Annotated in this window: 25 protein-coding genes; 9 read left to right on the top strand and 16 right to left on the bottom strand. The window is 30.8% G+C overall.

Features of this window, described 5'->3' with window-relative positions; all coding sequences use genetic code 11:
- The first annotated feature begins 2 nt into the window (after nucleotides 1–2).
- From MEFER_RS05205 to MEFER_RS05195, 3 genes are read left to right on the top strand one after another with little or no spacing between them, the layout of a single operon-like run.
- Complete coding sequence (locus MEFER_RS05205) at nucleotides 3–1,088, top strand: ATP-grasp domain-containing protein (RefSeq protein WP_015791584.1); 1,086 nt, start codon at nucleotides 3–5, stop codon at nucleotides 1,086–1,088.
- Nucleotides 1,054–1,611, top strand: a complete 558-nt coding sequence (gene tfe, locus MEFER_RS05200; protein WP_048056336.1) for a transcription factor E — start codon at nucleotides 1,054–1,056, stop codon at nucleotides 1,609–1,611. The genes MEFER_RS05205 and tfe overlap by 35 nt, the downstream gene beginning before the upstream one ends.
- Nucleotides 1,612–1,649: 38 nt before the next feature.
- Entirely contained in the window at nucleotides 1,650–2,159 is a 510-nt protein-coding gene (locus tag MEFER_RS05195) for a TIGR00295 family protein (protein WP_015791582.1), read from the top strand.
- Between the two features lie 8 nt (nucleotides 2,160–2,167).
- Here MEFER_RS05195 and MEFER_RS05190 read toward each other — a convergent pair whose 3' ends face one another.
- The 5 genes from MEFER_RS05190 to MEFER_RS05170 form a co-directional block, all read right to left on the bottom strand.
- Nucleotides 2,168–3,067, bottom strand: a complete 900-nt coding sequence (locus tag MEFER_RS05190; RefSeq protein ID WP_015791581.1) for a type II secretion system F family protein — start codon at nucleotides 3,065–3,067, stop codon at nucleotides 2,168–2,170.
- A 10-nt stretch (nucleotides 3,068–3,077) separates the two neighbouring features.
- On the bottom strand, nucleotides 3,078–4,112 hold the full coding sequence (locus tag MEFER_RS05185; protein ID WP_015791580.1) for a type II secretion system F family protein: 1,035 nt from the start codon (nucleotides 4,110–4,112) through the stop codon (nucleotides 3,078–3,080).
- 19 nt (nucleotides 4,113–4,131) lie between these two features.
- Complete coding sequence (locus MEFER_RS05180) at nucleotides 4,132–6,186, bottom strand: ATPase, T2SS/T4P/T4SS family (RefSeq protein WP_048056441.1); 2,055 nt, start codon at nucleotides 6,184–6,186, stop codon at nucleotides 4,132–4,134.
- A 78-nt stretch (nucleotides 6,187–6,264) separates the two neighbouring features.
- On the bottom strand, nucleotides 6,265–7,260 hold the full coding sequence (locus MEFER_RS05175; protein WP_015791578.1) for a transcription initiation factor IIB: 996 nt from the start codon (nucleotides 7,258–7,260) through the stop codon (nucleotides 6,265–6,267).
- 18 nt (nucleotides 7,261–7,278) lie between these two features.
- A complete protein-coding gene (locus MEFER_RS05170) occupies nucleotides 7,279–7,524 on the bottom strand; it encodes a Gar1/Naf1 family protein (protein WP_015791577.1) in 246 nt (81 codons plus the stop codon).
- Nucleotides 7,525–7,674: 150 nt separating this feature from the next.
- On the opposite strand from MEFER_RS05170, the gene MEFER_RS05165 reads away from it, so the two are divergent.
- Entirely contained in the window at nucleotides 7,675–8,235 is a 561-nt protein-coding gene (locus MEFER_RS05165) for a cyclase family protein (RefSeq protein ID WP_015791576.1), read from the top strand.
- A gap of 60 nt (nucleotides 8,236–8,295) precedes the next feature.
- Nucleotides 8,296–8,958: a type I 3-dehydroquinate dehydratase gene (gene aroD / locus MEFER_RS05160; protein ID WP_015791575.1), complete on the top strand. Its 663-nt coding sequence runs from the start codon at nucleotides 8,296–8,298 to the stop codon at nucleotides 8,956–8,958.
- Here the strand turns inward: aroD and MEFER_RS05155 are convergent.
- Nucleotides 8,950–9,528 (bottom strand): DUF447 domain-containing protein, encoded by a 579-nt coding sequence (locus tag MEFER_RS05155; protein ID WP_015791574.1) that lies wholly within the window; start codon nucleotides 9,526–9,528, stop codon nucleotides 8,950–8,952. The two genes, aroD and MEFER_RS05155, sit on opposite strands and share 9 nt — an antisense overlap.
- Before the next feature lie 348 nt (nucleotides 9,529–9,876).
- On the opposite strand from MEFER_RS05155, the gene MEFER_RS05150 reads away from it, so the two are divergent.
- Together MEFER_RS05150 and MEFER_RS05145 are read left to right on the top strand one after the other, a co-directional pair.
- Nucleotides 9,877–10,209 (top strand): hypothetical protein, encoded by a 333-nt coding sequence (locus MEFER_RS05150; protein ID WP_015791573.1) that lies wholly within the window; start codon nucleotides 9,877–9,879, stop codon nucleotides 10,207–10,209.
- Nucleotides 10,202–10,876 carry a DUF6079 family protein gene (locus tag MEFER_RS05145; RefSeq protein ID WP_015791572.1) on the top strand — a complete coding sequence of 225 codons (675 nt, stop codon included), beginning with the start codon at nucleotides 10,202–10,204 and terminating at the stop codon, nucleotides 10,874–10,876. Before MEFER_RS05150 ends, MEFER_RS05145 begins: the two co-directional genes overlap by 8 nt.
- A gap of 399 nt (nucleotides 10,877–11,275) precedes the next feature.
- On the opposite strand, the gene MEFER_RS05140 is transcribed toward MEFER_RS05145, so the two are convergent.
- The 7 genes from MEFER_RS05140 to MEFER_RS05110 form a co-directional block, all read right to left on the bottom strand.
- Entirely contained in the window at nucleotides 11,276–12,076 is an 801-nt protein-coding gene (locus MEFER_RS05140) for a 50S ribosomal protein L11 methyltransferase (protein ID WP_015791570.1), read from the bottom strand.
- A 223-nt stretch (nucleotides 12,077–12,299) separates the two neighbouring features.
- Nucleotides 12,300–13,754: a methanogenesis marker 14 protein gene (locus MEFER_RS05135; RefSeq protein WP_015791569.1), complete on the bottom strand. Its 1,455-nt coding sequence runs from the start codon at nucleotides 13,752–13,754 to the stop codon at nucleotides 12,300–12,302.
- A gap of 71 nt (nucleotides 13,755–13,825) precedes the next feature.
- Nucleotides 13,826–14,941, bottom strand: coding sequence for an NAD(P)-binding protein (locus MEFER_RS05130; protein ID WP_015791568.1), 1,116 nt, complete (start codon nucleotides 14,939–14,941; stop codon nucleotides 13,826–13,828).
- 19 nt (nucleotides 14,942–14,960) lie between these two features.
- Nucleotides 14,961–16,103 (bottom strand): bifunctional 5,6,7,8-tetrahydromethanopterin hydro-lyase/3-hexulose-6-phosphate synthase, encoded by a 1,143-nt coding sequence (locus tag MEFER_RS05125; protein ID WP_015791567.1) that lies wholly within the window; start codon nucleotides 16,101–16,103, stop codon nucleotides 14,961–14,963.
- A 113-nt stretch (nucleotides 16,104–16,216) separates the two neighbouring features.
- Nucleotides 16,217–16,990, bottom strand: coding sequence for a dihydroorotate dehydrogenase electron transfer subunit (locus MEFER_RS05120; RefSeq protein WP_015791566.1), 774 nt, complete (start codon nucleotides 16,988–16,990; stop codon nucleotides 16,217–16,219).
- Nucleotides 16,991–17,014: 24 nt separating this feature from the next.
- Nucleotides 17,015–17,995, bottom strand: coding sequence for a flap endonuclease-1 (gene fen / locus MEFER_RS05115; protein WP_015791565.1), 981 nt, complete (start codon nucleotides 17,993–17,995; stop codon nucleotides 17,015–17,017).
- 127 nt (nucleotides 17,996–18,122) lie between these two features.
- Nucleotides 18,123–19,241, bottom strand: coding sequence for a molybdopterin-dependent oxidoreductase (locus MEFER_RS05110; RefSeq protein WP_048056335.1), 1,119 nt, complete (start codon nucleotides 19,239–19,241; stop codon nucleotides 18,123–18,125).
- Between the two features lie 261 nt (nucleotides 19,242–19,502).
- Between MEFER_RS05110 and MEFER_RS05105 the strand changes: the two genes are divergently transcribed.
- Nucleotides 19,503–20,624: a double-cubane-cluster-containing anaerobic reductase gene (locus tag MEFER_RS05105; protein ID WP_015791563.1), complete on the top strand. Its 1,122-nt coding sequence runs from the start codon at nucleotides 19,503–19,505 to the stop codon at nucleotides 20,622–20,624.
- Nucleotides 20,625–20,688: 64 nt separating this feature from the next.
- Nucleotides 20,689–21,420 (top strand): acyl-CoA dehydratase activase, encoded by a 732-nt coding sequence (locus tag MEFER_RS05100; RefSeq protein WP_015791562.1) that lies wholly within the window; start codon nucleotides 20,689–20,691, stop codon nucleotides 21,418–21,420.
- A gap of 2 nt (nucleotides 21,421–21,422) precedes the next feature.
- Here MEFER_RS05100 and MEFER_RS05095 read toward each other — a convergent pair whose 3' ends face one another.
- Genes MEFER_RS05095 through MEFER_RS05085 form a run of 3 tightly spaced genes read right to left on the bottom strand, consistent with a single transcriptional unit; the run spans nucleotide 21,423 to nucleotide 23,898 of the window.
- A complete protein-coding gene (locus tag MEFER_RS05095) occupies nucleotides 21,423–22,421 on the bottom strand; it encodes a permease (RefSeq protein WP_015791561.1) in 999 nt (332 codons plus the stop codon).
- A 9-nt stretch (nucleotides 22,422–22,430) separates the two neighbouring features.
- Nucleotides 22,431–23,033: a DUF366 family protein gene (locus MEFER_RS05090; RefSeq protein WP_015791560.1), complete on the bottom strand. Its 603-nt coding sequence runs from the start codon at nucleotides 23,031–23,033 to the stop codon at nucleotides 22,431–22,433.
- A gap of 4 nt (nucleotides 23,034–23,037) precedes the next feature.
- Entirely contained in the window at nucleotides 23,038–23,898 is an 861-nt protein-coding gene (locus MEFER_RS05085) for a radical SAM protein (protein WP_015791559.1), read from the bottom strand.
- Between the last annotated feature and the right edge of the window lie 17 nt (nucleotides 23,899–23,915).

Raw genomic sequence — 23,915 nt, 5'->3', positions numbered from 1 at the left:
ATTTGAAAGCTTTGGTTTTAGGGGTTAATACAAGACCAGTAGTTAATTCTCTAAAAAAATTGGGGTTTTATGTATATTCAGTCTCTTATTACGCTCCAGAAGATTTAAATGCTGATGAAAAATATTATTTGATAGATCCTTTAAATCATGGGAGGTTGAGAGAAAATTATAATGAAGATAAGTTAATTGAAATAGCCGATAGATTGGCTGATGAAGTTGATTATATATTTATAACTTCAGGAGTTTTTGAATTCAAAAATTCAAAAATCCCAAAATGGGACAATGTTGTAGGCAACGATCCAAAGAAGATAAATGAAATTAGTAACAAATATAAAACATACAAGAAATTAAAAAATCTTGGTTTTAATGTTCCAGAAACAAAGAAAATTAACAATAAAATTCAATTGTATAAATTTTTGGAAGAATTTAAATCCTGTGTTTTAAAGCCTATTTATGGAAGCGGAGGAGGAATTTTAAAAGTTAATAATGATGAGATAATTTATGAAATTAAGTTCCCAATTATTGCTCAAGAGTTTATTGAGGGGAAGAGTTTTAGTGCCAACTTTATAGGCAATACATTTATAACCTTTAACAAACAAATTATTATTAGGGGAATGTATGCTGGGAATTTAACACCATATGTTAATTTACCAAATAAATTTGTTGAAATATTTAAGGAGATTATAGAAGCTTTTGAATTAAAAGGGATGAATGGTATTGATTTTTTAATTAAAAATAATGCGCCACATATTGTTGATATAAATCCTCGTATTTTAGGGACGTTTGAAACTATAGAGATGAGTGCATCTCAAAATTTAGTGAAGGCATTATTAAATAACAATTATGCTAAAGAAATTAAGCCAAAAGAACTTTATATAAAAAGAATATTGTTTGCTAAGGAAAAGATTATTGCAAATATTTCAAAAAGAGATTTTATATATGATATCCCAAAGAAAAACGCAGTTATAGAGAAGGGAGAACCAATAGCTACAGTAATTGCAAAAGAAAACATTAGATCAATAATAAACAGTGTTTATAGGGAGTGTGCAGAGTATGGAAAAAGAAAAGAAAATAGAGATGGTGTATGAAATGCTGAACGATCCCTTAGTTCAAGAAGTCCTATTCAATATATTTGAAGGGGATGAGAAAGGGTTTGAAGTTATTGATGTTCTTTTAGAGAAGGGTGAGACAACAGAGGAAGAAATTGCTAAAGAGCTCAATGTAAAGCTCAATGTAGTTAGAAAATTGCTTTACAAGTTGTATGATGCAAGATTGGTTGATTATAAAAGATGGAAGGATGAAGAAACCAATTGGTATTCGTATACTTGGCTACCAACACTTGAAAAACTACCGTATGTTGTAAAGAAAAAGATAAATGAGTTAATTAAAGACCTTGAAGAAAAGTTGGAGTTTGAAAAAAACAATATGTTTTTCTTCTGTCCAAATTGTAATGTAAGGTTTACGTTTGAAGAGGCAATGGATTATGGATTTTCATGTCCAGGTTGTGGAAACATGCTACAAGAATTTGATAACAGTGAATTAATTAAAGATTTGGAAGAGCAAATAAAATTTTTAAGAGAAGAATTAAAAAACAACCCTTTTTTAAAATAATTTAAATTTAATTTTAAATTTAAAGTTAAAGTGAGAACATGGAATTTGAAAAAGCCCTATCTATTTTAAAAAGTTTATGCCCTGAGAATGTAGTTGAGCATTGCCTGGCAGTTTCAGAATATGCTTACGAATTAGCTTTAGCCATAAAAAATAACGGCTATGACGTTGACGTCGAGCTTGTTAAATTGGGAGGTTTATTGCACGATATTGGGAGGAGTAAAACTCATGGCATAGAGCATGGGGTTGTAGGGGCTGAAATTTTAAGGAAGTTGGGTTTCGATGAAAAACTTGCATTAATAGCTGAGAGGCATATTGGGGCTGGGATAACAAAGGAAGAAGCTATAGAGCTTGGGCTGCCTCCAAAGGATTATGTTCCAACAACTTTGGAGGAGAAAATTGTTGCTCATGCAGATAACTTAATATTTGGAAGTAAGAGGGTGGAGGTAGACGACGTTATAAAAAAATTTGAGAAAAGGTTAGGTAAAAACCATCCTTCAATTAAGAGGATTATTTTACTAAATGAAGAAATAAACGATCTTTTAAAATAACTTTGTTATTAGGTGAAGAATCCAGGAGCAATCTTTAGGATTGTGTAATATGCCAAAATACCAATGGTCATAGTTATAGCTGAAGTTAAGAACATTCTTTTGACTTTTAGTCCAAATATTGGAATTGAGAATAATGCCCCTATAATTGCTGTTCCCATTTGTACAGTTTCTAATCCCTGTAATATATCCTCCGGTTTGACAGGAGGTATTGGAGTTATTCCATCCAACATGTTTGATATTGTTAATAGATAAGCCCCCAGCAATCCAGCAACTGCTGGAATCACTCCACATAATATGATAAAGCCTACAGCTAAACCACTGGCTGTAACGCTCAATAACTGCCTTTTATATGATTTGAAATCTTCAAGAGTTTTAGCTAAAATTCTTAAGGAATCTGATAAATCTCCACCATACTTTCTATTTTCGATCATAATTCTCGCTAACATCATTAATACTCTAGACCCATATAAAGTGGACACAACTGTTATGGCTTCTTCAAAGCTTATCTTCTGATGTTCAATTAAATAAATAACTTTTCTAAAAATATCACTAACTTCTTTTATATTACTTTTAACAACTTCTTCTAAAGCTTCATTTAAAGACCTCCCAGATTCAAGGGATAATATCATGATATAAAGTGCCTGAGGGATATTATTCTCAAGAGTTTCAATTTTCTGTTCATACATCATTGATGGTAATGACAATGCAGCTCCAACGTACAATGCAACAAGAATCACTGTACTTTTTAGTGTCATGTTTAAATATAGGCTTACGATGATTGATAATACTGTAACAACCAATATAAAGAATATAAACTTCCTATCATCAACATTTTTACCCAATTTTTTAAGCATTAGAACATTTTTTTTAATAAATTGATAATAGAAAAAATTTATATATTTATTCATATTTATCACATTAATCTATTTTTAATTTAACGAATATCCCAAAGATTAATGTTAATAATGGTCCAATTTTTGTTAATAAGAGATCTAATGTATTTAATATCCCTGGAAATCCTTGATTGCTTATCATGGTTGATAAGATCATCCCAGCGAATGGAAGGATCAGTCCCACACCAAAGGTTAAGTTTCCTAAATTTTGTATCATGAATTTTGAGGAGTCTAACTTTGATAAAGAGTCTCTAACGATATCTTCATACAATTTTTCTAAGAGCATTGATAAGTTACCTTTATTATATCCTATAATCATCTGATCGTATAACTTTTTTAGTAGAGGTATTTCAGTTCTTAATTTAGCTCTTTCAAGAGCTTCAACTAAAGTATAACCAGAAACATTAACATCCCTAATTATACTCCTTGCCTCGAATGATATAAATCCATACTCGTTACTTTTTGAAATGGTCTCAAGAATTTCAGGGAGAGATGCTCCGGCTCTGAGTATGGACACCATATATAATAAAGTGAATAAAACTTGAAGCTTTACTTCTTCTTTGAACATAATTAATCTAATTTTTGGGTAAAATATGGATAACACTAAAACTGAAATTGCTCCAAATATTCCCTTAAATAATCCTCCGAGTATGTTGCCATCTAAAATTCCAAGTATTAACAAAACAATAAACACAATGATCATGTATAAAATAACTCTTTTAAAATATTCTATCTCATTTTCATAGCCTATGGATCTAAGAAGGTTCCTTGAAAATATTTTCGTATTTTTTAACAAATTGGATAATGACTCAGCAGGTTTTTTAATAAACTCTTCCTCATAAAATAAGAACTCATAATCTTTGTATTTTTCAGCAAGTGTATCTATATCTGGCTCTATATATACATCATAAAATTCAGAGATATCAATCTCTGATTCCTCCCCTATTTTTTTAATTTCTAATATTGTCTCAGCATCTAGGGATTTAATTCCCAACTTATATAAAAAAATATTAAGCTTCATTTTAATTCTTTTAATTTTTTCCATAAAATTTTTGTCCATTTTAATCCCCAAATTAAATTTAAATGGATAGTGATTTTAAAAGCTTCTCAGGATCCACTTGGTAGGCCATTATATATTTAGAAACTTCTTTGAGATCCTTAATATTATTTTTGTATAAATAATTTAAAACCTTTTTTCTCATCTCCCTATCTCTTAACAACTCCTCTCTAGAAATCCCAGCAATTTCACAAACTTCTTCTTCCCACATACATATTCCTTTTCTTTCCAAACTGTCCTTTAAACCATTGTACTCATAAAGTGTGGTTTTAGCTATTTCTCCCCCTTCACCACTTCCACCTTTTACAATTTCCACAATCCCTAAAATTCTCCTTATAGTTTTTCCACCCCTCCTAATCCTTTGCTGGTTTATAATAAAGTCTAAAGCTGTTAACATAATTTTTGGAACGTTCATTGGGGGGCTTGTTAATCTTAGAATTGCTTCATCAGCACTATTTGCATGTAAAGTTCCTGAGCAGTTAGAAACTGCAATCCCTCCTTTTCCAGCAATATAGGTATGGTTATCTTTAACTGTTAAATCATAAATGTACCCATCATAATAGATTTCATGAATATCATTTATTTTATCCCAGATTATCTTTGAATTTAAAGAAGGAATTGCAATGTAATCCCCAATTTTAGCCATTTCTGCATTAATTTCAAATATTATGCCTTCATCTTTTTTGTATATTGGGTGATCATGAGTTAACGTTATCTCCCTATTATTTTCAGTTTTTATTTTTAGTAATTTTCCGTTATATTTTTTTCTCCAAACCCTTGTTATTTTTTTATCTTCAATTTTTAAAGTTGATTTATTAAAACTTTTAATAAAGATGTTTTCATCTTCAATATTTATAAATTCAAACCCATTACTTTCTTTTTCTCCTTTATCATATTTAAAAAAGTCATCAACGAAATCCCCAATTTTAACAACATCTCCATCTGATAAATATATTGGCTCATTATATGTTAAAGCCCCATCGTGCCCAGTATTCATAGCAACGAGCAAGGAATATGCTTCCTCCCCTCTGACCTCTCCGACAAATATTCTATCTGGTCTCATTCTTAGAGCATTTTTAATTAAATCATTCATTGTAACTTCGTATTCAGGCATTCCTGGTCTAGCAGGCCTTGTAACCATTTTTATAACGTGTTTGTGTGGAATCTGCAACTCTGGAGTATCTTCTATGGTGATAATTCTTTCATTGTACATTGAAAATAAGGATAAGACATTTAGTAAAGTGGTTTTTCCTGAACCAGTTCCACCGGCTATTAACGTGTTTGCTGGTTTTGCTCCAAAATAGCCTTCAACTGTCTGCCATAAAAAAGCTGCGGTATCTAAATCTAAAGTTCCAAAGTTTATTAAATCTATGACAGTTAATGGATTTTTTGAGAACTTTCTAATTGTTAAAGTAGCTCCATTCATTGTTATATCTGCCGTTGTAGCATTTACCCTACTACCATCTGGCAAGAATGCATCAAGCATAGGAACTCTTGAGTCAATTGGTCTATTAACTAAATTTGCAATACTTTCTATAATTCTGTCTACCTCATTTCTATCTAATATTATATTTGTTTCACACATCTGATGTTTTCTGTGAAATACAAAAACAGGGATATTGTAACCGTTAACCATTACTTCTTCTAATCTATCATCATTTATTGGAATTTCTAACAATCCTAACCTGCCTGATATTAGATAAAAATATTTAGCTAAAGAATCAATGTATGGGACATTTAGATTATATTTTAAGCAAAAATCTTGAATATATTCTTTCATTTGTTTATATTCAATCAATCCAAGCTCTCCAATTTGCATTTTTATTAAATTTATGTTGTCTTTTGAAAGTTTTGATAGAGCAGAGTTTATCTTCTCGATTTCGGGAATTAAATAATAAACATAACCCCCTTCTTTTTTTATTACAACTTCTGCAGTAATTTCATCAACAGTAACTTCGTAGGTGTCTAATATATTTTTATCTTCGTGTTTTGATAATCTTGACTCTTTTTTAATTGATTTTTGTTCTTTTGCAATACTTTTTTCTGATTTTTTCTGAATTTTATCAAATAATCCCAACATGTACCACCTTGCAAATGATATGCAATTTCAAAATAAAGTTAATTTAAATTTTAATTTTTTAATTTATTTTTAAATCTACAAGGTCACATCTATATCTAAGTGTTCTGTTAGCTCTTTATATCTATTCCTTATTGTAACCTCTGTTACTCCTGCAACTTCAGCAACTTCTCTCTGAGTTCTTCTACATCCAAGGAGAACACTCGCTATGTATATCGCTGCAGCAGCTACTCCAGTAGGGCCTCTACCGCTCGTTAATCCTTTTTCAGCAGCTTGCTGTAATATCTGTATAGCTTTAGATTCAACTTCTCCAGGCAATCCAAGTTCAGAAGCAAATCTTGGCACGTAATCGATAGGATTCGTTGGAGTTAATTTTATTCCTAACTCTCTTGCTAAGAATCTGTATGTTCTTCCAATTTCCTTTCTATCTACTCTTGATGCTTCAGCAATCTCATCCAATGTTCTTGGCACCCTACATCTTCTACAAGCAGCGTAAATAGCAGCAGCAACAACACCTTCAATACTTCTTCCTCTTATTAGTCCTTTTTCAACAGCTCCTCTGTAAATTATAGCAGCGTTTTCCCTAACGTGCCTTGGTAATCCTAATTTTGATGTAATTCTATCCAACTCTGATAAAGCAAAAGCTAAGTTCCTCTCTGCAGCATCACTAACTCTAATTCTTCTCTGCCACTTTCTTAACCTATAAAGTTGTGCTCTTTTATTTGCAGATAAATCTTTTCCATAACTATCTTTATTTCTCCAATCGATTACTGTTGATAATCCTTTGTCGTGAATAGTGTAGGTCATAGGGGCCCCGACTCTACATCTCTTAATCTTTTGTTCGTGGTCAAATGCTCTCCATTCTGGACCAATGTCAAATAGATTCTCTTTAATGACACATCCACATTTAGCACAAACAATTTCAGCCCTTTCATAGTCTTTAACAACCTCTTTACTACCACAAATTGGACAAACAATTTCTTCTTCCCCAATACTACTTTCTTTTTTTTCAGATTTTGTTATAACCTTTTTTTCTTTTAAAGTTTTTTCTTCTTTAGTTTTGAGAGCTTCCATAGGCTACACCATTAGAATCTAATTTTTCTTCTTAGAATTTTTATATTTAGATTTACCGTTTTTAATGAATGCAGTTCCAGTAACTTCTATATCTTTGTTGATAGGGAGTATTTTTACATATGGCTTAGCTACAGGCCCAAAAATATCAACTACCTTACCAATTTTTTTATTTTCAAAAATAACGACTGAGCCAATCTTTATTTCTCTTTTTCCTCTACCAATTAAAAATCCTTTTGGCGTTTTGTGGAGTATTTTTATCTTCAAATTGCTCCCTCTATATATGCTAATTTATTTTTGATAGGAAGTAGTATATATAATTTTCGAAAACTTTATATATAAATTTTTTGAAGAGGTATATATACTTAATGAAAATATATTTAAATATATAAAATTAAATGTATAAAAAGTGAGATTATGGAGATTTTGGATTTAACTCAACCATTAATAAACTTTCCATATCCTGGAGATCCGGGGTTGAAAATCTCTGAAAAAGAGGCAGGTGGGTTTATAATATCAGAAATAAGTATGGGTTCTCATATATGCACGCATGTTGATTATCCAAGACATGTAAATTTGGAAAATAATATTCCTTTTAAAGATTTAATAATTAAAGGAAATAGTTATTGTATAGATTTAAATGATTTTGAGATTAATAAAATTCCTGAATGTGATATTTTGTTAATTTATACTGGATTTTCCAAATATTGGGGTAAAGAAGAATACTTTGAAAAAATTCCAAAGATACAATTTTTGGATGAGATAGTTGAGAGCAATATAAAATGTTTAGGTGTTGATGCATGCACAATTGGAGGATTTGAAGAGCATAAAAAACTTTTATCAAAAAATATCTTAATTATTGAAAATCTAAATGAAAATTTAAAAAATTTGATTGGGAAGAGGTTTTATTTTTTAGGATTGCCATTAAAGATATTTGATATCGATGCTTCACCTATTAGGTGTATTGCAATTCCATAATTTATTAAAAGCTTAATAATTATTGATTATAATAAAGTAAAAGAAAGAAAGGTAGGGAATATGATATGTTTGCCAGTAGTTGAAGATAATGTGGAAGAGGCAATAAAAACTGCTAAAAAATATTTAGAAATAGCAGATATCGTTGAATTTAGAGTAGATATGCTTAAAGAGGTGAGTGAAGAGGATATAGCGGAGTTTGCTAAGTATCCTTCAATTATAACAGTTAGACCAGAGTGGGAGGGGGGTTATTGGAGAGGAAGTGATGAGGAGAGATTAAATCTAATAAAAAAGGCAATTGAATGTAATGCAAAATTTGTTGATATTGAGTTAAGGGAAGAGAAAAATAGAGAAATTGTGAAATTTAGGGATGAGATTGGCTCAAAAACAAAGATTATAATCTCATATCATGACTTTGAAAAAACTCCTTCAAAAGAAGTATTGGATGATATAGTAAAAAAAGCCCTTAGCATTGGAGATATAGCAAAATTTGCAACGATGGCAAATAATAAAGAAGATGTTTTAAATATTTTAGAAGTGATAAATAAATATTCTGGAAAGATTATTGGTATAGGAATGGGGGAAAATGGAAAATTAACGAGGATATTGGGAGTTTATTTTGGTTCAATATTAACCTTTGCCTCTTACAAAGGAAAAAGCTCCGCTCCTGGGCAGGTTGATATTGAGACTTTAAAAGAGATTTGGAAATTAATGAACTTAAAATAAATTCAAATTTTTAAGCATGATTTCAGCTAAATGCTTACGCTCTCTATCACCAACTTTTTTTACTATTGAAAAGTATTTTTTCATATCGTTTTCCATTTCTTTTCTTGTTTTTTCATCGATTTTTAAATTTTTATTTGATAACCTTGAATAAATAACTGCCATCTCAACCAACAATCCATCTGCCCTATTGTATGGCTCTGGGATGTTGTTTAAATATATTCTATTTATCTCCTCTCCCTCTAAAATCATCAATTCATGTTTTCCAAATTTATCGTCCCTATTTACAAATTTTCTTTTAACAACTTTGTAGAATATCACATAATATGAGCTTTTTAGATATGGGATGTTTTTATAGTAGAGATAGTTATCATCGTCATACAAAACAGCCTTTGCTATCTCAATTGGTGGAACTACATTAACTGAGAAGTAATCTTCAGTTAAAAGATTTTCATAAGTATGAGAACCAGAAAAAAGATGCATAATAACTTTTTTATCTTTAAGATAAACACCAATTGGAGCTTTATTATCCCTATTATCTTTTCTCGTTGCTACAACAACCTCATTTATCATAGTTATTCCCAATTGAGTTTGATAATACTGCTTAAAACTATTTAAGTATATAATACTAAATACTAAAGTAAAATTTATATATTCTTCTTATTTGTATTATAAAAATACTATATTTCAAATCACTAATGTGGGGGTAAATCTTATGAACAACACATACAAATATTTAGATGGTGAGTATTTAGAAAAACTTCTTAATGTGGTTTCTAAGAATATTATCAGATACTCTTAATTTCAGAACCTGAGAATCTCGATATTAACCCTAAATTTAAAAAATTAAAGAAAGAAATAATAGATTGGATAACCAAAAATGGTGGAAAATATTATGACATTTCTCAAATTGTTGTAGAAGTGCTTGAAGATGATATATGTCCAGTAGACATTGGATTAAAACTTAACGATATAATTTACGACATTATATCAAAAAATTGTAGTATTTCCGGACCAATAATATTTGATAATGTTGGATTATTGTTTTCAAAAGATTTTGGTGGATTAGAACCAATAAGAACATTTAAATACCATTCAAGAATCCATCCAATAGTTTTATTTGTCCCATTAAAATTAAATAAACTTAGACAAACTGCAACATTTGGAAATCCTGGGGATGAGGATTATAGAAGTGACATAGATATCTCAGAAATTGTATATGTAGAATTAAAGGAGATGATGGTCGATGGTTAAGGTAAATGAACTTTTTAATTTTCAAGAAATTCGTCCAGTTATACAAGTAGTGAAAGACGATCCAAAAGATCTAGTTTCTACTTTTGTAGTTTCAGACAAAATGAAGAAAGATATTGAGCTTATAGTTCAGAACCTAAATGATATTCAACATCGTTCAATCTTTATAATTGGTGATTATGGAACTGGAAAGTCACATTTCTTAGGTTTTATTGTAAATATAGCGAGAGATAAATCTTTAATTGATTATATAAGAGATGAAGATCTTAAAAAATACTTAAAAGAAAACTTAGAAAAGGATTTCATTATTGTCGTATATGAGTTAAATCCAATTAGACAACCATTTGGACTTATATTCTATCGTATAATGCAAACGCACCTTGAGAAAAGTTATGGAATAAAAATTAATGTCCCAAAAACGGAAGAAGAATTTAATAGTATTTTAGACCACAAGCAATACATAATCGACAATATAATTAGACCTGTAAAAGAAAAATTTCCTGATAGGGGTATTATAGTTGCATTTGATGAGTTATCTGACTTTCTTAGACAGAAACATAGAGAGGATGTTAATCAAGATATGCAGTTTATTAGAATACTTGGAGAATTATCTGAAAAAGAGGATATAATATTCATTTTTTCAATGCAAGAAAGCCAAAAATCAAATTAAATGAGAAACAAAAGGTATTATTTATACTACTATATTCATACTACACAAAAACATCTACAATTGAGTTACAAACACTTGATTTAATGCCAGAGTTCAGTGTATTTGATTTAGATTTTGATGAGATCTTACAAAAATATAATGGAAAATTCTGGCAGTTAAGTTATAGATCAAGTGGTTATTTAGTATATATCACACAAAAATTTGATATTATTCTATAAAGCAAAATTTAAAGTATTAATAATAAATACGAAAGATATTTAATTATACCCTTCCTTCCTCAGTTCTTTTAAGTATGTTGAATATTCTTTTTCCAGAAGGAATTAAATATTTATACTTTCCGACGATTTTCTTGGATTATTTCTTTTTATTTTAATTGTATCCATTAAATACATTAGTTTCTTAATATTTACTATCGTTCTCCCACCATATTTTTACTTTTATACTCTCTAAATCTCCTCCTCTTTTATAAGATAGGTTTATCTTAACTTTTCCCTTATCTGCATTTTTATTTAATGGAATTACCAATGGAGGATTTAACATAGGCGTTTGTCCAGCTACATGTTCATCATCTAAAATTGTATAAGTCCTTAATTTTATCCCTAAGTTTTTACAGCTCTTTTCAACATTTAGCTCTATTTTATAGCTAACTTCAATAGGGTTTATTTTATAAAAGTCAACTTCCTCATAAATAACTTCTTCAGAAACTTCCTCTGATTTAACGTCTTCATCGTAATAGATGTGGTTCATTCTCGCCTCTACGAGTTGTATTGTAGATATGGTCTTAGCTGGGATTATTCTGGCGTTTTCTTTCAAAAAACCTCTTTTTATTATTGAGTTTATAACCTTAACTTGTGGCTCAGTGATTAAGGCAGTGTCTAAAAGCTCAGCTATAACAACATCAGCTTTCTCTTTAAAGTTGTATTCTGATGCATCTCCTTCAATAACTTCAATATTATCAAATCCGTTGATTTTTACATTTTCCTTTGCATAATCGTAAGTAAATGGATCTAATTCAATAGCATAAACCTTTTTAGCTTTTCTTGCAGCAATCATTGCTAAAATCCCACTGCCAGTTCCCAAATCAAATACAATATCATCTTTATCTACAACACTTTCTATTGCATTTTTGAAGATTGCTAATCTTTCATAGTCTGTCAATAAAGAATAGTGCCATTGTGGAACTTTCAACTTTAACTTCATTCTCTCCCTTTATTTGTACATTTATATTTATGTTGGTAAATTACAACATTGAGAATTGCGTAATGTATATTTGTTAATTTTTCATACTTTTTTAAAAATAAAAAAATATATATACGGGTTGGGTAATATATTATCTTGTGGGGGTATTAAGATATCCATTCTAGTTTTTTGTTCTTAATGATGTTTAAAAAATGGGGGAGGGGATTTACGGAATTTAATTTTATTAATCTCTTATCATTCCTCTTTCTTTTTGCCACTTTCTTCTTAAACCTAATATACATCCTCCTCCCCTAACTCCGCCAATTGGCTCTTTTGGAGTTCCTAAACAGTTCATACATCTCGCCATAACTGAAGCTCCTAAAGCCAGTCCATCTTCAACAAACACAACGTTCTCCTCAACCTTATCCCAAATTTCTAAGGTTTTGAGCTTTTCTATAATTAATTCTGGTTTCTTTCCAGTAATTCCAGCCCTTCCAGTAATTCCAATAGCTGATTTTTCATTAATTAATCCTTTGTTGTAAGCCAACTCTACCAATCTTCTAACGACTTCACTCATAACATAGTCTAAACAACACATCAACGTTGGGATGTTACTTTTTTCAACTAATTCCCTTCCTAACTCTTCCAATTTTATTAAATCACTACCATTTTTACCAACATCACATCCAATTAGTGTAGTTCCTGCCTTTTCGGCTGATTTTGGATCTACTGGAACAGTCCCAAATCTATCTACATCCCTTGGAACTTCTTTTATTATTATATATTTGTGAATCTCCTCAGCATATTCCCTTGCTAACTCTTCATTTGGCTTTCCTTTAACATTGGCTAAATCTAAAGCTGCCCCTGTTTTTTCATCTATCTTTCCAGAACCTCTTGCAATTGCATCCGCTATAGCCCCAGCTAAACCGCATAGGTTACCAATAACTTTTGCATAAGGTAATGTATCGTTGGTTATTCTACCAGCTAATGTAGTTCCAAAGTCGATACTCATACATGGATTTCTGAAATCAACATTAGTCCATTTACTCCCAACTTTTATTCCTGCTGTTACGAGCTCACCCTCCATCTCGTTGGCTACAACCTCCTTACCGGTTGGAGGCAAAACTCCCGTAACTGCCCCATCAAAGATAATTTTGTCTAAAAAGGAGTATTGGTCAAATGGTTTTGGTACTTGATCCTTAGTCATTGCTGGAGTCATCTTTCCTGGAGGAACCCCTGCTTTCATACATCCTTGAGCTAATGCAATAATCATTTCTCCAACTTCTTCTGGAGATGCAAAACCTGCAGTAACTCCAGTACTTCTAACGACAAAGTGTAAATCATTAACTGTTAAACCAGCTTTTTTTAAACTTTCTAATAAAACTTCTTTAACCATATCAGCAACAGCTTCCCTTGTTAATTTAACTCCCCATAAAGTCTCTCCAAAAACCTCTTCCCCTTTCTTTGGCTTTCTAACATCCCTTGTCATCCTTACGTACTTACTGACAATATATGTTCTTCCAGTATCCATATTTGTGGCTGTTATAATAGATTTTGTGGTTGTATTCCCCAACTCAACTGATGCCACTATGTAATATGGGTTTCTCTTTAATTCAATCAAATCAACGCTTTGTGATTTTGCATATGCAATTTTTGGCTTTTTTCTGAATATCCCTGCTATAGCATCAAAAATTCCCATGATATCCCCACCTATAAGTATAATAGAATAAGTATACAAAATATAATCAAAATAGATTTGTTAGAACTCATTTATAAAACATCCCTTACAAGTTTTTTAGATAGGGCTATAATGGAAACAATTGGTGGAACTCCTAAAGCTTCTTTGAATATTGAGGAATCACAAACATAAAGCCCTTCCTTCACTTCAAATTCATCGACAACTAAGCTTAAACTACCTCCTGGATGTGAACCTCTTGGCATAGTTGTGTATATATCATCAACACCCAACTTGTATAAATATTTTGTTGCCTTGCTTACTCCCCTTACAATAGTTTTAAAATCTTCTTTAGTTATCTCCTTCTTAACATCATTATCTAAAACCTCCCCGCTGTTTTCATCTTTGATCTTTATCATAATCCCCACGATATCTTTTTCTTCTACATCTTTATAATCCTTTTTTATTTCATCAAATAGAAGTTTTGAGTAATGAGTAGATAATATGAAATTTTTGTATTTTTTATAAACAAGCATAGAAATATCTTTATTTAAATAGCTGTCTTTTAGAATTCCTCCAACTGTCGCAAAGGTATCTACAAAGAGATTTTTTCCAATATTTTCATCATCAATTAATTTTTTCAGGATTCTTGGAGAATTAATGCCTCCAGCAGAGATTATAAGGTTTTTAGCTTTAACTTTTCTACCGTTTTTATCTAAGATTTCATAATAACCATTACATTCTATAGTTTTTATATCAAATTCAGTAATTACATCCCCTTTAAACTGTTTTAAATAATTTAAAGGTGTCCATTTCGCTTTACACAACTTTTTTGCACATTCTCCACATTTGTTGCATTTATTAAAGTCAATAAACTTCTCCATCTTTTCAAATCCCAATTCAATGAATTTTTTGTCAATATCGTTTAGAAAATCATCATCAGGAGCTTTAATTTTTAATTCCTCCCAAATTTCTTTATAAATGTCTTTCTCAATTTTGTAACCTTTAATAGCTGTTTTTATGGCGTTTCCTAACGAATAAACTGCACTTCCTCCCAATCCATAGGCATAATTTACCTCAACATTTTTTCCTTCTGAAGCGTAAGTAGGATGTTTTCCTTTTTCTATAACTATAACTCTATGCTTTTCACCTAATTCTTTAGCTATTGTAGCTCCTGCAACTCCAGAACCTATAATAGCAAAATCATACATAATTATCCCAAATTAAATTTTAAATGTCAATATCTTCATCCTCATCAAAGTAAAGCCTATATGTATCTATATCGTATCCCATTTTATTTATAAACATTCTTATAACTCTTCCAGGATCTCTTGATTTTGTAATTGCTCTTCCAACAATTAATATTTGACATTCTTTTAAAAGCTCTTCAACGTTCTCCACTCCAACTCCTCCAGCAATTGCCAACATGCAGTCTCCTTTAAACTTCCACTCCTTTTTAACTCCAAAGGTTTCCTCATCAATTCCTCTGTGTAAGATAACAACATCTGGCTTTAATTTTAAGGAATCATACAACTCTTGAGGATTAGGAACGTTCATCATATCCAAATAGCTAATTAAGCCACACTTCTGGCATTCGTGTATAGCTTTAATTATTGTTGATTTTGGAGCTACACCGCTTATTGCCACAGCGTTTGCAGTAGCTTCAAACGCCAATCTAACCTCAACCCTTCCAGTGTCTAATGTTTTTAAATCAGCAACAATAAAGCCGTCGAAATATTCTCTCATCACTTCAACGACTTCCAAACCAAATTTTTTAATTAATGGAGTTCCCGCCTCTAAGATAATGTGGTCACTCTTTGGGATTGTTTGTAATAAAAACTCTAAGTTTTCCATTGTTGGAACATCTAATGCAATTTGTAAATATGGAGGATATTCCAATCTAACATCTCTAAAACCAACTAATGGATGCAAAGCTCTATATTTTTCTTTCTTAACCTTTTCTTTTGAAGGATATTCATTTAAAGCTCTATTTATGGCCAATCTTGCTGAAGCGTAGAAGTATTGGAAAAGCTTCCTTTTAGTTAAATTTGTTAGTGGAAGTTCTGGAACATTAACGCTAACAACAACCTTTAAATCTTCATCTAAATCCAAATCAGCAACTGCTTTAGCTACAGCATATTGAACAACACCATGAAACAGCTCATCTTGTATACTGCTTTCAATATTATGCCTTGGAACCACTAAAGTCAAGGGCTTAACGATTAAGTTTGGCCTTAAATTGGCAAATATGCAACTACCTCTTGTTAAGGCATTTGTAAAAACCTCATCTATCTCTTTTCCTTTACCCAATGCAACATTGACTATTGCTTTAGCCTCATCATTTCCTAAAACTGCTTCTCCAAATTTTATCATAACAATCCCTTATCTTTTTTATAAACTTATAATAAACCTTTTTTTCACTCACATCCCTTTTATATTTGTCAAAGAAACTTTTAGAAAAAGTTTCATCAATATAAATTAGTTCATTAAAAAAATACGCGTCTCCCACTTGCGTCTCTCTTATACTTACCAAATTCTTTAATAAACTTTAATTTATCTCCCCAAAAAACAGGGCCATCTTTACAAACGCAGAGCCCTTCATCATCTACACAACACTGCCCGCAAATCCCTATACCACACTTCATATACCTCTCCATTGAAATTTGGACTGGAATATTGTATTCTTTGGCTATATCTACAACCTTTTTCATCATTACCTCTGGTCCACATGTTATAATTAAATCAAACTTCTCCTCTTTTAAAACTTCTTTCATCTTTTCAGTTGTAAATCCTTTAAACCCACAACTCCCATCATCTGTGCAAATCTCTAATCTACCAGCTTTTTCAAATCTATCTAAAAATAACAACTCCTCTTTAGTTCTTGCTCCTAATATGGTTGTTATCTCAATCCCCTGTTTTGAAAATTCTTCAACAGCTGTAACAATTGGTGCAGCTCCAATACCTCCAGCAACAGCTAAGATTTTATCTCCTAATGGTTCAAAATAGGTTCCATACGGCCCCCTAACTCCAATTATATCTCCTTCTTTTAATTCATGCATTTTCTTTGTAAATTCACCAACTCTTGCAACACTGAAACTATTTTTTGAGGAGAAACCAAACGGCTTTTCATCAACCCCCGGAATCCAAAGCATTGCAAACTGTCCAGGCTTAAAATCAAAATCTTTGTCTACTACAAATGTTTTTACCGTTGGACTTTCTTCTATTACTTTTTTTATTTTACAAATAATTGGTTTTTCCATCAATATCACCAAATAATAGGATAATTATTTAAACCATGCATCTAAGGTTTTTTGTTTTGTTTTATTTTCAATTAAGCTATATAGCCTATCTACATGTTTTTTAACCCTTTCATAGTTAAAATCATTTTCATCAACTAAGAATTTAATGATTCCCTCTTTATTTGGAAGTTTTAAGCTTAGTGAGTAGTTGTCAGTAACTTTTGGCTCTTTAAATATTCTCCTTATTTCTTCATAATTTTCAACTTCCTTTTTCAAAACTTCCTTAGCTACTCCACTTCTAACGAGTTCATAAGCCCTCTTAAACCCAATACCTTTAACTCCTCCTGGATTATAGTCAGTTCCTATAAATATAGCTATGTCAATTAAGTCATCTAATGAAATCCTTAAATCTTCTAAAACCTCATTAAGTTCAATGAGTTCTGGCATTTCTTTTGTTGTTGTTAAATTTCTAACGACCCTTGGAGCTCCATACAACAAAGCATCGTAATCTTGACTTACAACAGCCCAAACATCCCCTTTCTTTGCCATATAGCTTGCCTGTGCCTCTCCTTCTGAAGGCGCTTCAACGTAAGGAATTCCCATCAAACTTAATAGATATTTACAATTTTCGACGATTTTTGGAGTTAAGTAGCTAACTCTCTTTGCATATTTGGCAGCTTCTTCAAAATCTTCTTTTTCAATAGCTTCTTTCATTTTAAGTTCTGCCTTTTCTTTCATTTCTTTCCTAAATTTTCTTGTTTTTTCCTTCAACTTTGGTGGCTCACCGTCAAAAACCCATATTGGTGTTATGTCATTCTCTAACAAATGAATCGTTTTATAAAAAACTCCGTTGTATGCGGAGGTTATTTCTCCCTTCCTATTTCTTAGTGGAGAACCATCCTTTAACCTTATGGATGTTAAAAATTGATATAAAGCATTCATTCCATCAATAGCAACTTTTTTTCCTTTTAAATCTTCAAAAGAAATAATCTTTTTTGGTATGTAATCTCCAAATTGCACTCCCATAATATCCCCTACATTGGTATTAGCTAAAATAATTCTTTAAACATGTGCTATTTGAAGCTAACTTAATTAAATTTTTTGTTTACAAAATAGAAAAAAATAAAAACATAATTACGAATATTTAAATATATCATGTCGTCATCTTAATAACTTCTTTTTGGATATCTTCTAACGACTTAAATCCTAAATCAATTCCAAGTTTTTCAGATAGCTTTTTAATTATTATCCAATCTGGTAAAGCTTCTCCTGGAGGGTCTACAGCTTTGTTTATTTTTTGAACCCTCCTTTCAGTGTTTGTAAACGTCCCTTCCTTTTCTGCCCAACATGCCGCTGGAAGAACAACATCCGCCAATTTCGCAGTTTCAGTTAAAAAGATATCCTGAACAACTAAAAATTCAACATTTTTTAATATATTGCCATCAATTAAAGCAGGATTTTCTCCCATTATATATAAGAACTTTGAATTTTTTAATAACTCGAGGTATTCATCCTTATTTAAAGCTGGAATTCCAATTAACGTTGCTCCAACAGTATTACAGTGTTTTGCAACTGGTAAAACTTTGGCATTAACTGCTTTTGCATTTTCAATAATTTCATCAATATTACCTACTGGAGCGTTGATTATAATTATTGTTTCTTCATCAACATATTTTAAATCAATTTTTGAATAATCATCAACCTTTATAAACTCATCACCGTTTAATTTTAAGATATCTTTTTCCACAGTGTTTAAAATTGTTACCTTAGCTCCTTTTTCTTTAGCTTTAACAACTTTTTTTCCAATTAATGCATGTTCAGAGAAAACATCACCAATAATTATAATGTTTTTTGCATTTTCAATATCGTCAATAGTTGTTGAAATTTTGGAATAATCAACTTTTGGAGAGTTACAGATGCAATGCCCAATTTTAGCTTTTAAACTCTCTGCCAATTTTTTTAATACATAGTTGTCTTCATTTGTACATTTTCCAGAAGCTATGAAAACTATATCTTCAGGGTTGTAATTTTTTAATTTTTCTGCGATTAGGTTTAATGCCTCATTCCATGTAGCTTCAACAAACTCGCCATTCTTTTTAATTAATGGCTTTTTCAATCTTTTTTCATGATCTATTATTTTGTAATAGCCTTTCCATTGCAAGCAGTTTTCGTCGTTTATTGAATTTCCATCGAAAACTTTACCATCTTTAACAATTAAGCTGATCTCGCAACCCACACTACAACCTGGGCATATTGTATGTACAACTTTCAAAATACCACCCATATTTTCTCTTAAAAATAATTTTTCCAAAGTAGTGGTTTTAATTTATCTTTCATAATATTTCTGAGTAAGGTATCAAACTCACTCATGTTATTAATTTTCCTAATAACTATTAGGTTATTATAAAAATTTAAAGTAAAGTTTTTAACATTAAGATGTTATATTTCCTCTCTTAGAAATTTTTCAAAAATAACTAAATATCAAAAATATATTAAAAAATCTAATAACCTAATGGCTATTAAGTTTGGTGATATGGTGGAATTGAAGGCAATAGAGAAGTTAATGCAAAAATTTGCTAATAGAAAAGAACAGCTCCAAAAACTAAAAGAGGAAGGTAGGAAGGTATTTGGGCTTTTCTGTGCCTATGTTCCAATAGAGTTAATTTTAGCTGCAAATGCAACTCCTGTTGGTCTTTGTGGAGGTAAAAATGACACAATCCCAGTAGCAGAGGAAGATTTGCCAAGAAACCTCTGCCCTTTAATAAAATCATCCTATGGATTTAAGAAGGCAAAAACATGCCCTTACTTTGAGGCATCAGATATTGTTATTGGAGAAACCACTTGTGAAGGAAAGAAGAAAATGTTTGAATTAATGGAAAGAATGGTTCCAATGCATATAATGCACCTCCCTCACATGAAGGATGAGGATTCTTTAAAAATCTGGATTAAAGAAGTAGAAAAATTAAAAGAATTAGTTGAAAAAGAAACTGGAAATAAGATAACTGAAGAGAAATTAAAAGAGGCTGTAGATAAAGTAAATAAACTTAGAGAGTTGTTTTATAAGCTTTATGAGTTAAGAAAGAATAAACCAGTTCCAATTAAAGGATTGGATGTTTTAAAGATATTCCAGTTCACATACTTATTGGAGATTGATGATACAATAAAAATTTTGGAAGAATTAGTTAAAGAGTTGGAAGAGAGAGTTAAGAAAGGAGAGGGTTACGAAGGAAAGAGAATTTTAATAACTGGCTGTCCAATGGTTGCTGGAAACAACAAAATCGTTGAACTTATTGAAGAAGTTAGAGGGGTAGTTGTTGGAGAAGAGAGCTGTACAGGAACAAGGTACTTTGAAAACTTCGTTGAAGGTTATAGTATAGAGGATATAGCAAAAAGATACTTCAAAATCCCATGTGCCTGTAGGTTTAAAAATGATGATAGGATAGAAAATATAAAGAGATTGGCTAAAGAGTTGGATGTTGATGGAGTAGTTTACTACACATTACAATACTGCCATACATTCAACATTGAAGGGGCTAAAGTAGAGGAAGTGTTAAAAGAAGAAGGAATTCCAGTTATAAGGATTGAAACTGATTATTCTGAAAGTGATAAGGAGCAGTTAAAAACAAGATTGGAAGCATTTATTGAGATGATTTAATTTATATACTAAAAATTCTTTTTTTATTATCTAAATTTTTATAAAATTTAAAGAAGATGATACCATGATTTTGGGAATAGATGTTGGTTCTACAACAACTAAAATGGTTTTAATGGAAAAAGACAAAATAGTTTGGTATAAAATAGAGGATATTGGGGTTGTTATTGACGAAGATATTTTGTTAAAAATGGTTAAAGAAGTTGAGGAAAGATATCCGATAGATAAGATTGTAGCAACTGGATATGGTAGGCATAAGGTTAGCTTTGCAGATAAAGTAGTTCCAGAAGTTATAGCCTTAGGAAAAGGGGCAAGGTATTTCTTTAATGATGTGGATGGCGTTGTAGATATTGGGGGACAGGATACAAAAGTTTTAAAAATTAACAATGAAGGAAAAGTTTTAGATTTTATCTTATCAGATAAATGTGCCGCTGGAACTGGAAAATTTTTGGAAAAGGCTTTAGATATTTTAAAAATTGATAAAAATGATATAAATAAATATAAATCGGATAGTGTTGCTAAAATATCGTCAATGTGTGCTGTTTTTGCTGAAAGCGAGATAATAAGCTTACTATCTAAAAAAATTCCAAAGGAAGAGATTTTAATGGGAGTTTATGAGAGTACAATAAATAGAATTATTCCGATGGTGAATAAGCTTAAAATACAAAATATAGTGTTCAGTGGTGGAGTTGCTAAAAATAAGGTATTGACAGAGATGTTTGAGAAAAAATTAAATAAAAAACTTTTAATTCCAGAAGAACCACAAATTGTCTGCTGTGTTGGAGCTATACAACTATAAAGTTATTTTATGTTATATTGTATAATTATATGGTATATTATCAATATCAGGAGGATAACTGCAAATATCTCACTTATATGTAGATGATGAGCCGCTTCAATAGTTGTTTTAACACCAATCTCTCCTACAAAATAATCAAATAAGAATGCAAATAAAAAGCTACCAAGTATTATGCTGGATAAATAAATTGCCAACGCCCTTTTTCCAAATATTTTATAGATTGTTGTTATTGTTACAATATTTGTTGCAGGTCCAGCAGTTAGGAATATCAATGCTGAGCCAGGGGAAAATCCAATTGACAGAAGGGATAAAGCTATAGGGATTGAGGAGATTGAACAAACGTAAATTGGAACTGAGACTAATAAAACTAAAATATACTGTAGAAACAAATTATCTATATAGGCTGAGATATCTATAGGAATTAGGGAAATTATGGCCCCAAGAATAATTCCATACAATAAAGGCTTTGCTAATGGTGAGAGAAGCTCGTTAAACGAATAACTAAGAATTTCTTTAATGGCAGTTTTTATATCTTTCTTTTTTGCCCTTTTCCTAACCCTTCTTTTTTCTTTTACATCTACATTTTCTTTAATAAGAGCATTTCCCAAAATTCCAGCAAATAGGGATATAAAAACAGATGATATAACTCTAAAGGCTGTGAAAATTCCTCCAAATACTCCATAAGTTACAAGTATTGAATCTATTCCGGTTACAGGAGTGGCTATTAAAAAAGATAAGACGGATGCAGAGCTAGCTCCGCTCTTTTTTAAAGAAACACCTATTGGAATTACTGAACAAGAACATATTGGAAGAGGAATGCCAAACAAAACACTTTTTATGACTGACGTTGAGTTGGGATTTCCGAGATGTTTCCTAATGAAATCGTCTGGTAAAAAATACTTAAGAATTCCAGCTATTAAAAGCCCAATTATTATATAAACTGCCATTTTATTTAAAAAACTCCAAAAATTTAAAACAAATTTGTATGCTATCTCTATCATTTGAACACCTTATTTTAATGGCAAGGTTTTTCTCAAATCTCTTTCAATCTTATCTATCTCCTCAGCATATTTGATTGCTATGCTTTTCATAACTTCATCTATATCCTTTATCCCTAAATCTTCCAATCCAACGATTTTAACGTGCTCAGCACCTTTTGATTTGACATTTATCCCCAAATGTATCTTTGCTGAAACAGTTCCTTTACATGCTATGCAGACAGACAACTTTTTATCTTCAAAGTATAAATCATCCCCTTCCCTTCTTAACTTTATATTATAGCTTTCAATAACCTCTTTTGCTATAAAAACCAATAATCTCTGCCTTAAATATATTGTTTTTAAATCAATTGAATCAAAATGTTCCACAATAAAATTTATTGCATCTTCCGATTTTATTGGAGTTTCTATATCTTTTTCTCTCTTAATATCTTTTAAATCTTTCATCTCTTCCTGAGAAACTTCCATTTTTCCTCTAAAAACAACTATACTATCTTTTTGGACATCAAATGTTTTAAATGCCCATAATGGCTCTATCTCTTTCCCAGTATAATTTAATTTGTCTTTAACAAAGATTATCGACATGTATTCAGAATTATAAACTTCAAAATCCATGAAATCACCATGGTATTGGTTTATACTCCCTCTTAATATCTGGAACTTCAGAAAAAACATCGTAAGTTATATTATTTAAGACAAATCCATCCATTTCTTTTAATTGCACTAATAGGCATCCTTTAATTGTAACATTAATTTTGGGAGCGTTTTTTTGCAACTCATCAACTATTAAAAGCAAATCTCTAATTTTTCCTAAATTGCTTAAACCTATGCCGACATTTTTTAAGAGGTCTTGATTTTCTTTATAGGAGATAAGTTGATGAACCATAATTTCGTCAGCATAACCATTAAGTTCTTTAGCTAAATTTAAGAGCTCATTGTCGTTAAATCTAGGAATATAGATTGCTCTAACGATGGTATGTAAATACTTTGAGGCAATTTTTATGTTATTTAAAACTCTCTCAAAATAATCCTTTCCAGTTAATATTTTATATTTTTCTCTGCTAAATGAGCTTAAACTAATCATTATCAAATCCAAACCTAAATCTTTAAATTCTTTTATCATCTCTTCATTTAGAAAAACTCCATTTGTTTGCAAATCAACTCTCGACCCTAAATCCTTACAAAATTCTATTGCTTTTTTAACCCCTTCCAAATCTAATAATGGCTCCCCATATTGGGATATGGTAACAGCCTCTGCCTCATCCAAATTTCCATAAATACCTCTTTTTACATTTTTTAATCTTGAATAGCAATAAATGCAGTTTAAATTACATTTTTGTGTCAATTCTATTGATGGATGGTGATGAGGGTTTTCTATATCTAAGTTTATCCCCTCACAACCAATACAATGCCTTACAAACTTTAAATTCTTAACAATACCTTCCAATTTATCGCAAATCTCATTTCTTAAAATTATCATGGTCTCCTCAAGATAAT

Origin of the sequence: Methanocaldococcus fervens AG86 (assembly GCF_000023985.1) — an archaeon.
Taxonomy (GTDB): Archaea; AGJL01; Methanococci; order Methanococcales; family Methanocaldococcaceae; genus Methanocaldococcus; species Methanocaldococcus fervens.
The sequence above is the reverse complement of the archived record's forward strand: the minus strand, read 5'-3'. Positions and strand labels throughout refer to the sequence as shown.

What these genes read in the sequence shown, in the direction of transcription:
- tfe (WP_048056336.1), top strand. Translation starts at nt 1,054, where the DNA reads ATGGAAAAAGAAAAGAAAATAGAGATGGTGTATGAAATGCTGAACGAT.
- MEFER_RS05195 (WP_015791582.1), top strand. Translation starts at nt 1,650, where the DNA reads ATGGAATTTGAAAAAGCCCTATCTATTTTAAAAAGTTTATGCCCTGAG.
- MEFER_RS05190 (WP_015791581.1), bottom strand. Translation starts at nt 3,067, where the DNA reads ATGAATAAATATATAAATTTTTTCTATTATCAATTTATTAAAAAAAAT.
- MEFER_RS05185 (WP_015791580.1), bottom strand. Translation starts at nt 4,112, where the DNA reads ATGGACAAAAATTTTATGGAAAAAATTAAAAGAATTAAAATGAAGCTT.
- MEFER_RS05175 (WP_015791578.1), bottom strand. Translation starts at nt 7,260, where the DNA reads ATGGAAGCTCTCAAAACTAAAGAAGAAAAAACTTTAAAAGAAAAAAAG.
- MEFER_RS05165 (WP_015791576.1), top strand. Translation starts at nt 7,675, where the DNA reads ATGGAGATTTTGGATTTAACTCAACCATTAATAAACTTTCCATATCCT.
- aroD (WP_015791575.1), top strand. Translation starts at nt 8,296, where the DNA reads ATGATATGTTTGCCAGTAGTTGAAGATAATGTGGAAGAGGCAATAAAA.
- MEFER_RS05155 (WP_015791574.1), bottom strand. Translation starts at nt 9,528, where the DNA reads ATGATAAATGAGGTTGTTGTAGCAACGAGAAAAGATAATAGGGATAAT.
- MEFER_RS05145 (WP_015791572.1), top strand. Translation starts at nt 10,202, where the DNA reads ATGGTTAAGGTAAATGAACTTTTTAATTTTCAAGAAATTCGTCCAGTT.
- MEFER_RS05140 (WP_015791570.1), bottom strand. Translation starts at nt 12,076, where the DNA reads ATGAAGTTAAAGTTGAAAGTTCCACAATGGCACTATTCTTTATTGACA.
- MEFER_RS05135 (WP_015791569.1), bottom strand. Translation starts at nt 13,754, where the DNA reads ATGGGAATTTTTGATGCTATAGCAGGGATATTCAGAAAAAAGCCAAAA.
- MEFER_RS05130 (WP_015791568.1), bottom strand. Translation starts at nt 14,941, where the DNA reads ATGTATGATTTTGCTATTATAGGTTCTGGAGTTGCAGGAGCTACAATA.
- MEFER_RS05125 (WP_015791567.1), bottom strand. Translation starts at nt 16,103, where the DNA reads ATGATAAAATTTGGAGAAGCAGTTTTAGGAAATGATGAGGCTAAAGCA.
- MEFER_RS05120 (WP_015791566.1), bottom strand. Translation starts at nt 16,990, where the DNA reads ATGGAAAAACCAATTATTTGTAAAATAAAAAAAGTAATAGAAGAAAGT.
- fen (WP_015791565.1), bottom strand. Translation starts at nt 17,995, where the DNA reads ATGGGAGTGCAATTTGGAGATTACATACCAAAAAAGATTATTTCTTTT.
- MEFER_RS05105 (WP_015791563.1), top strand. Translation starts at nt 19,503, where the DNA reads ATGGTGGAATTGAAGGCAATAGAGAAGTTAATGCAAAAATTTGCTAAT.
- MEFER_RS05100 (WP_015791562.1), top strand. Translation starts at nt 20,689, where the DNA reads ATGATTTTGGGAATAGATGTTGGTTCTACAACAACTAAAATGGTTTTA.
- MEFER_RS05095 (WP_015791561.1), bottom strand. Translation starts at nt 22,421, where the DNA reads ATGATAGAGATAGCATACAAATTTGTTTTAAATTTTTGGAGTTTTTTA.
- MEFER_RS05090 (WP_015791560.1), bottom strand. Translation starts at nt 23,033, where the DNA reads ATGGATTTTGAAGTTTATAATTCTGAATACATGTCGATAATCTTTGTT.
- MEFER_RS05085 (WP_015791559.1), bottom strand. Translation starts at nt 23,898, where the DNA reads ATGATAATTTTAAGAAATGAGATTTGCGATAAATTGGAAGGTATTGTT.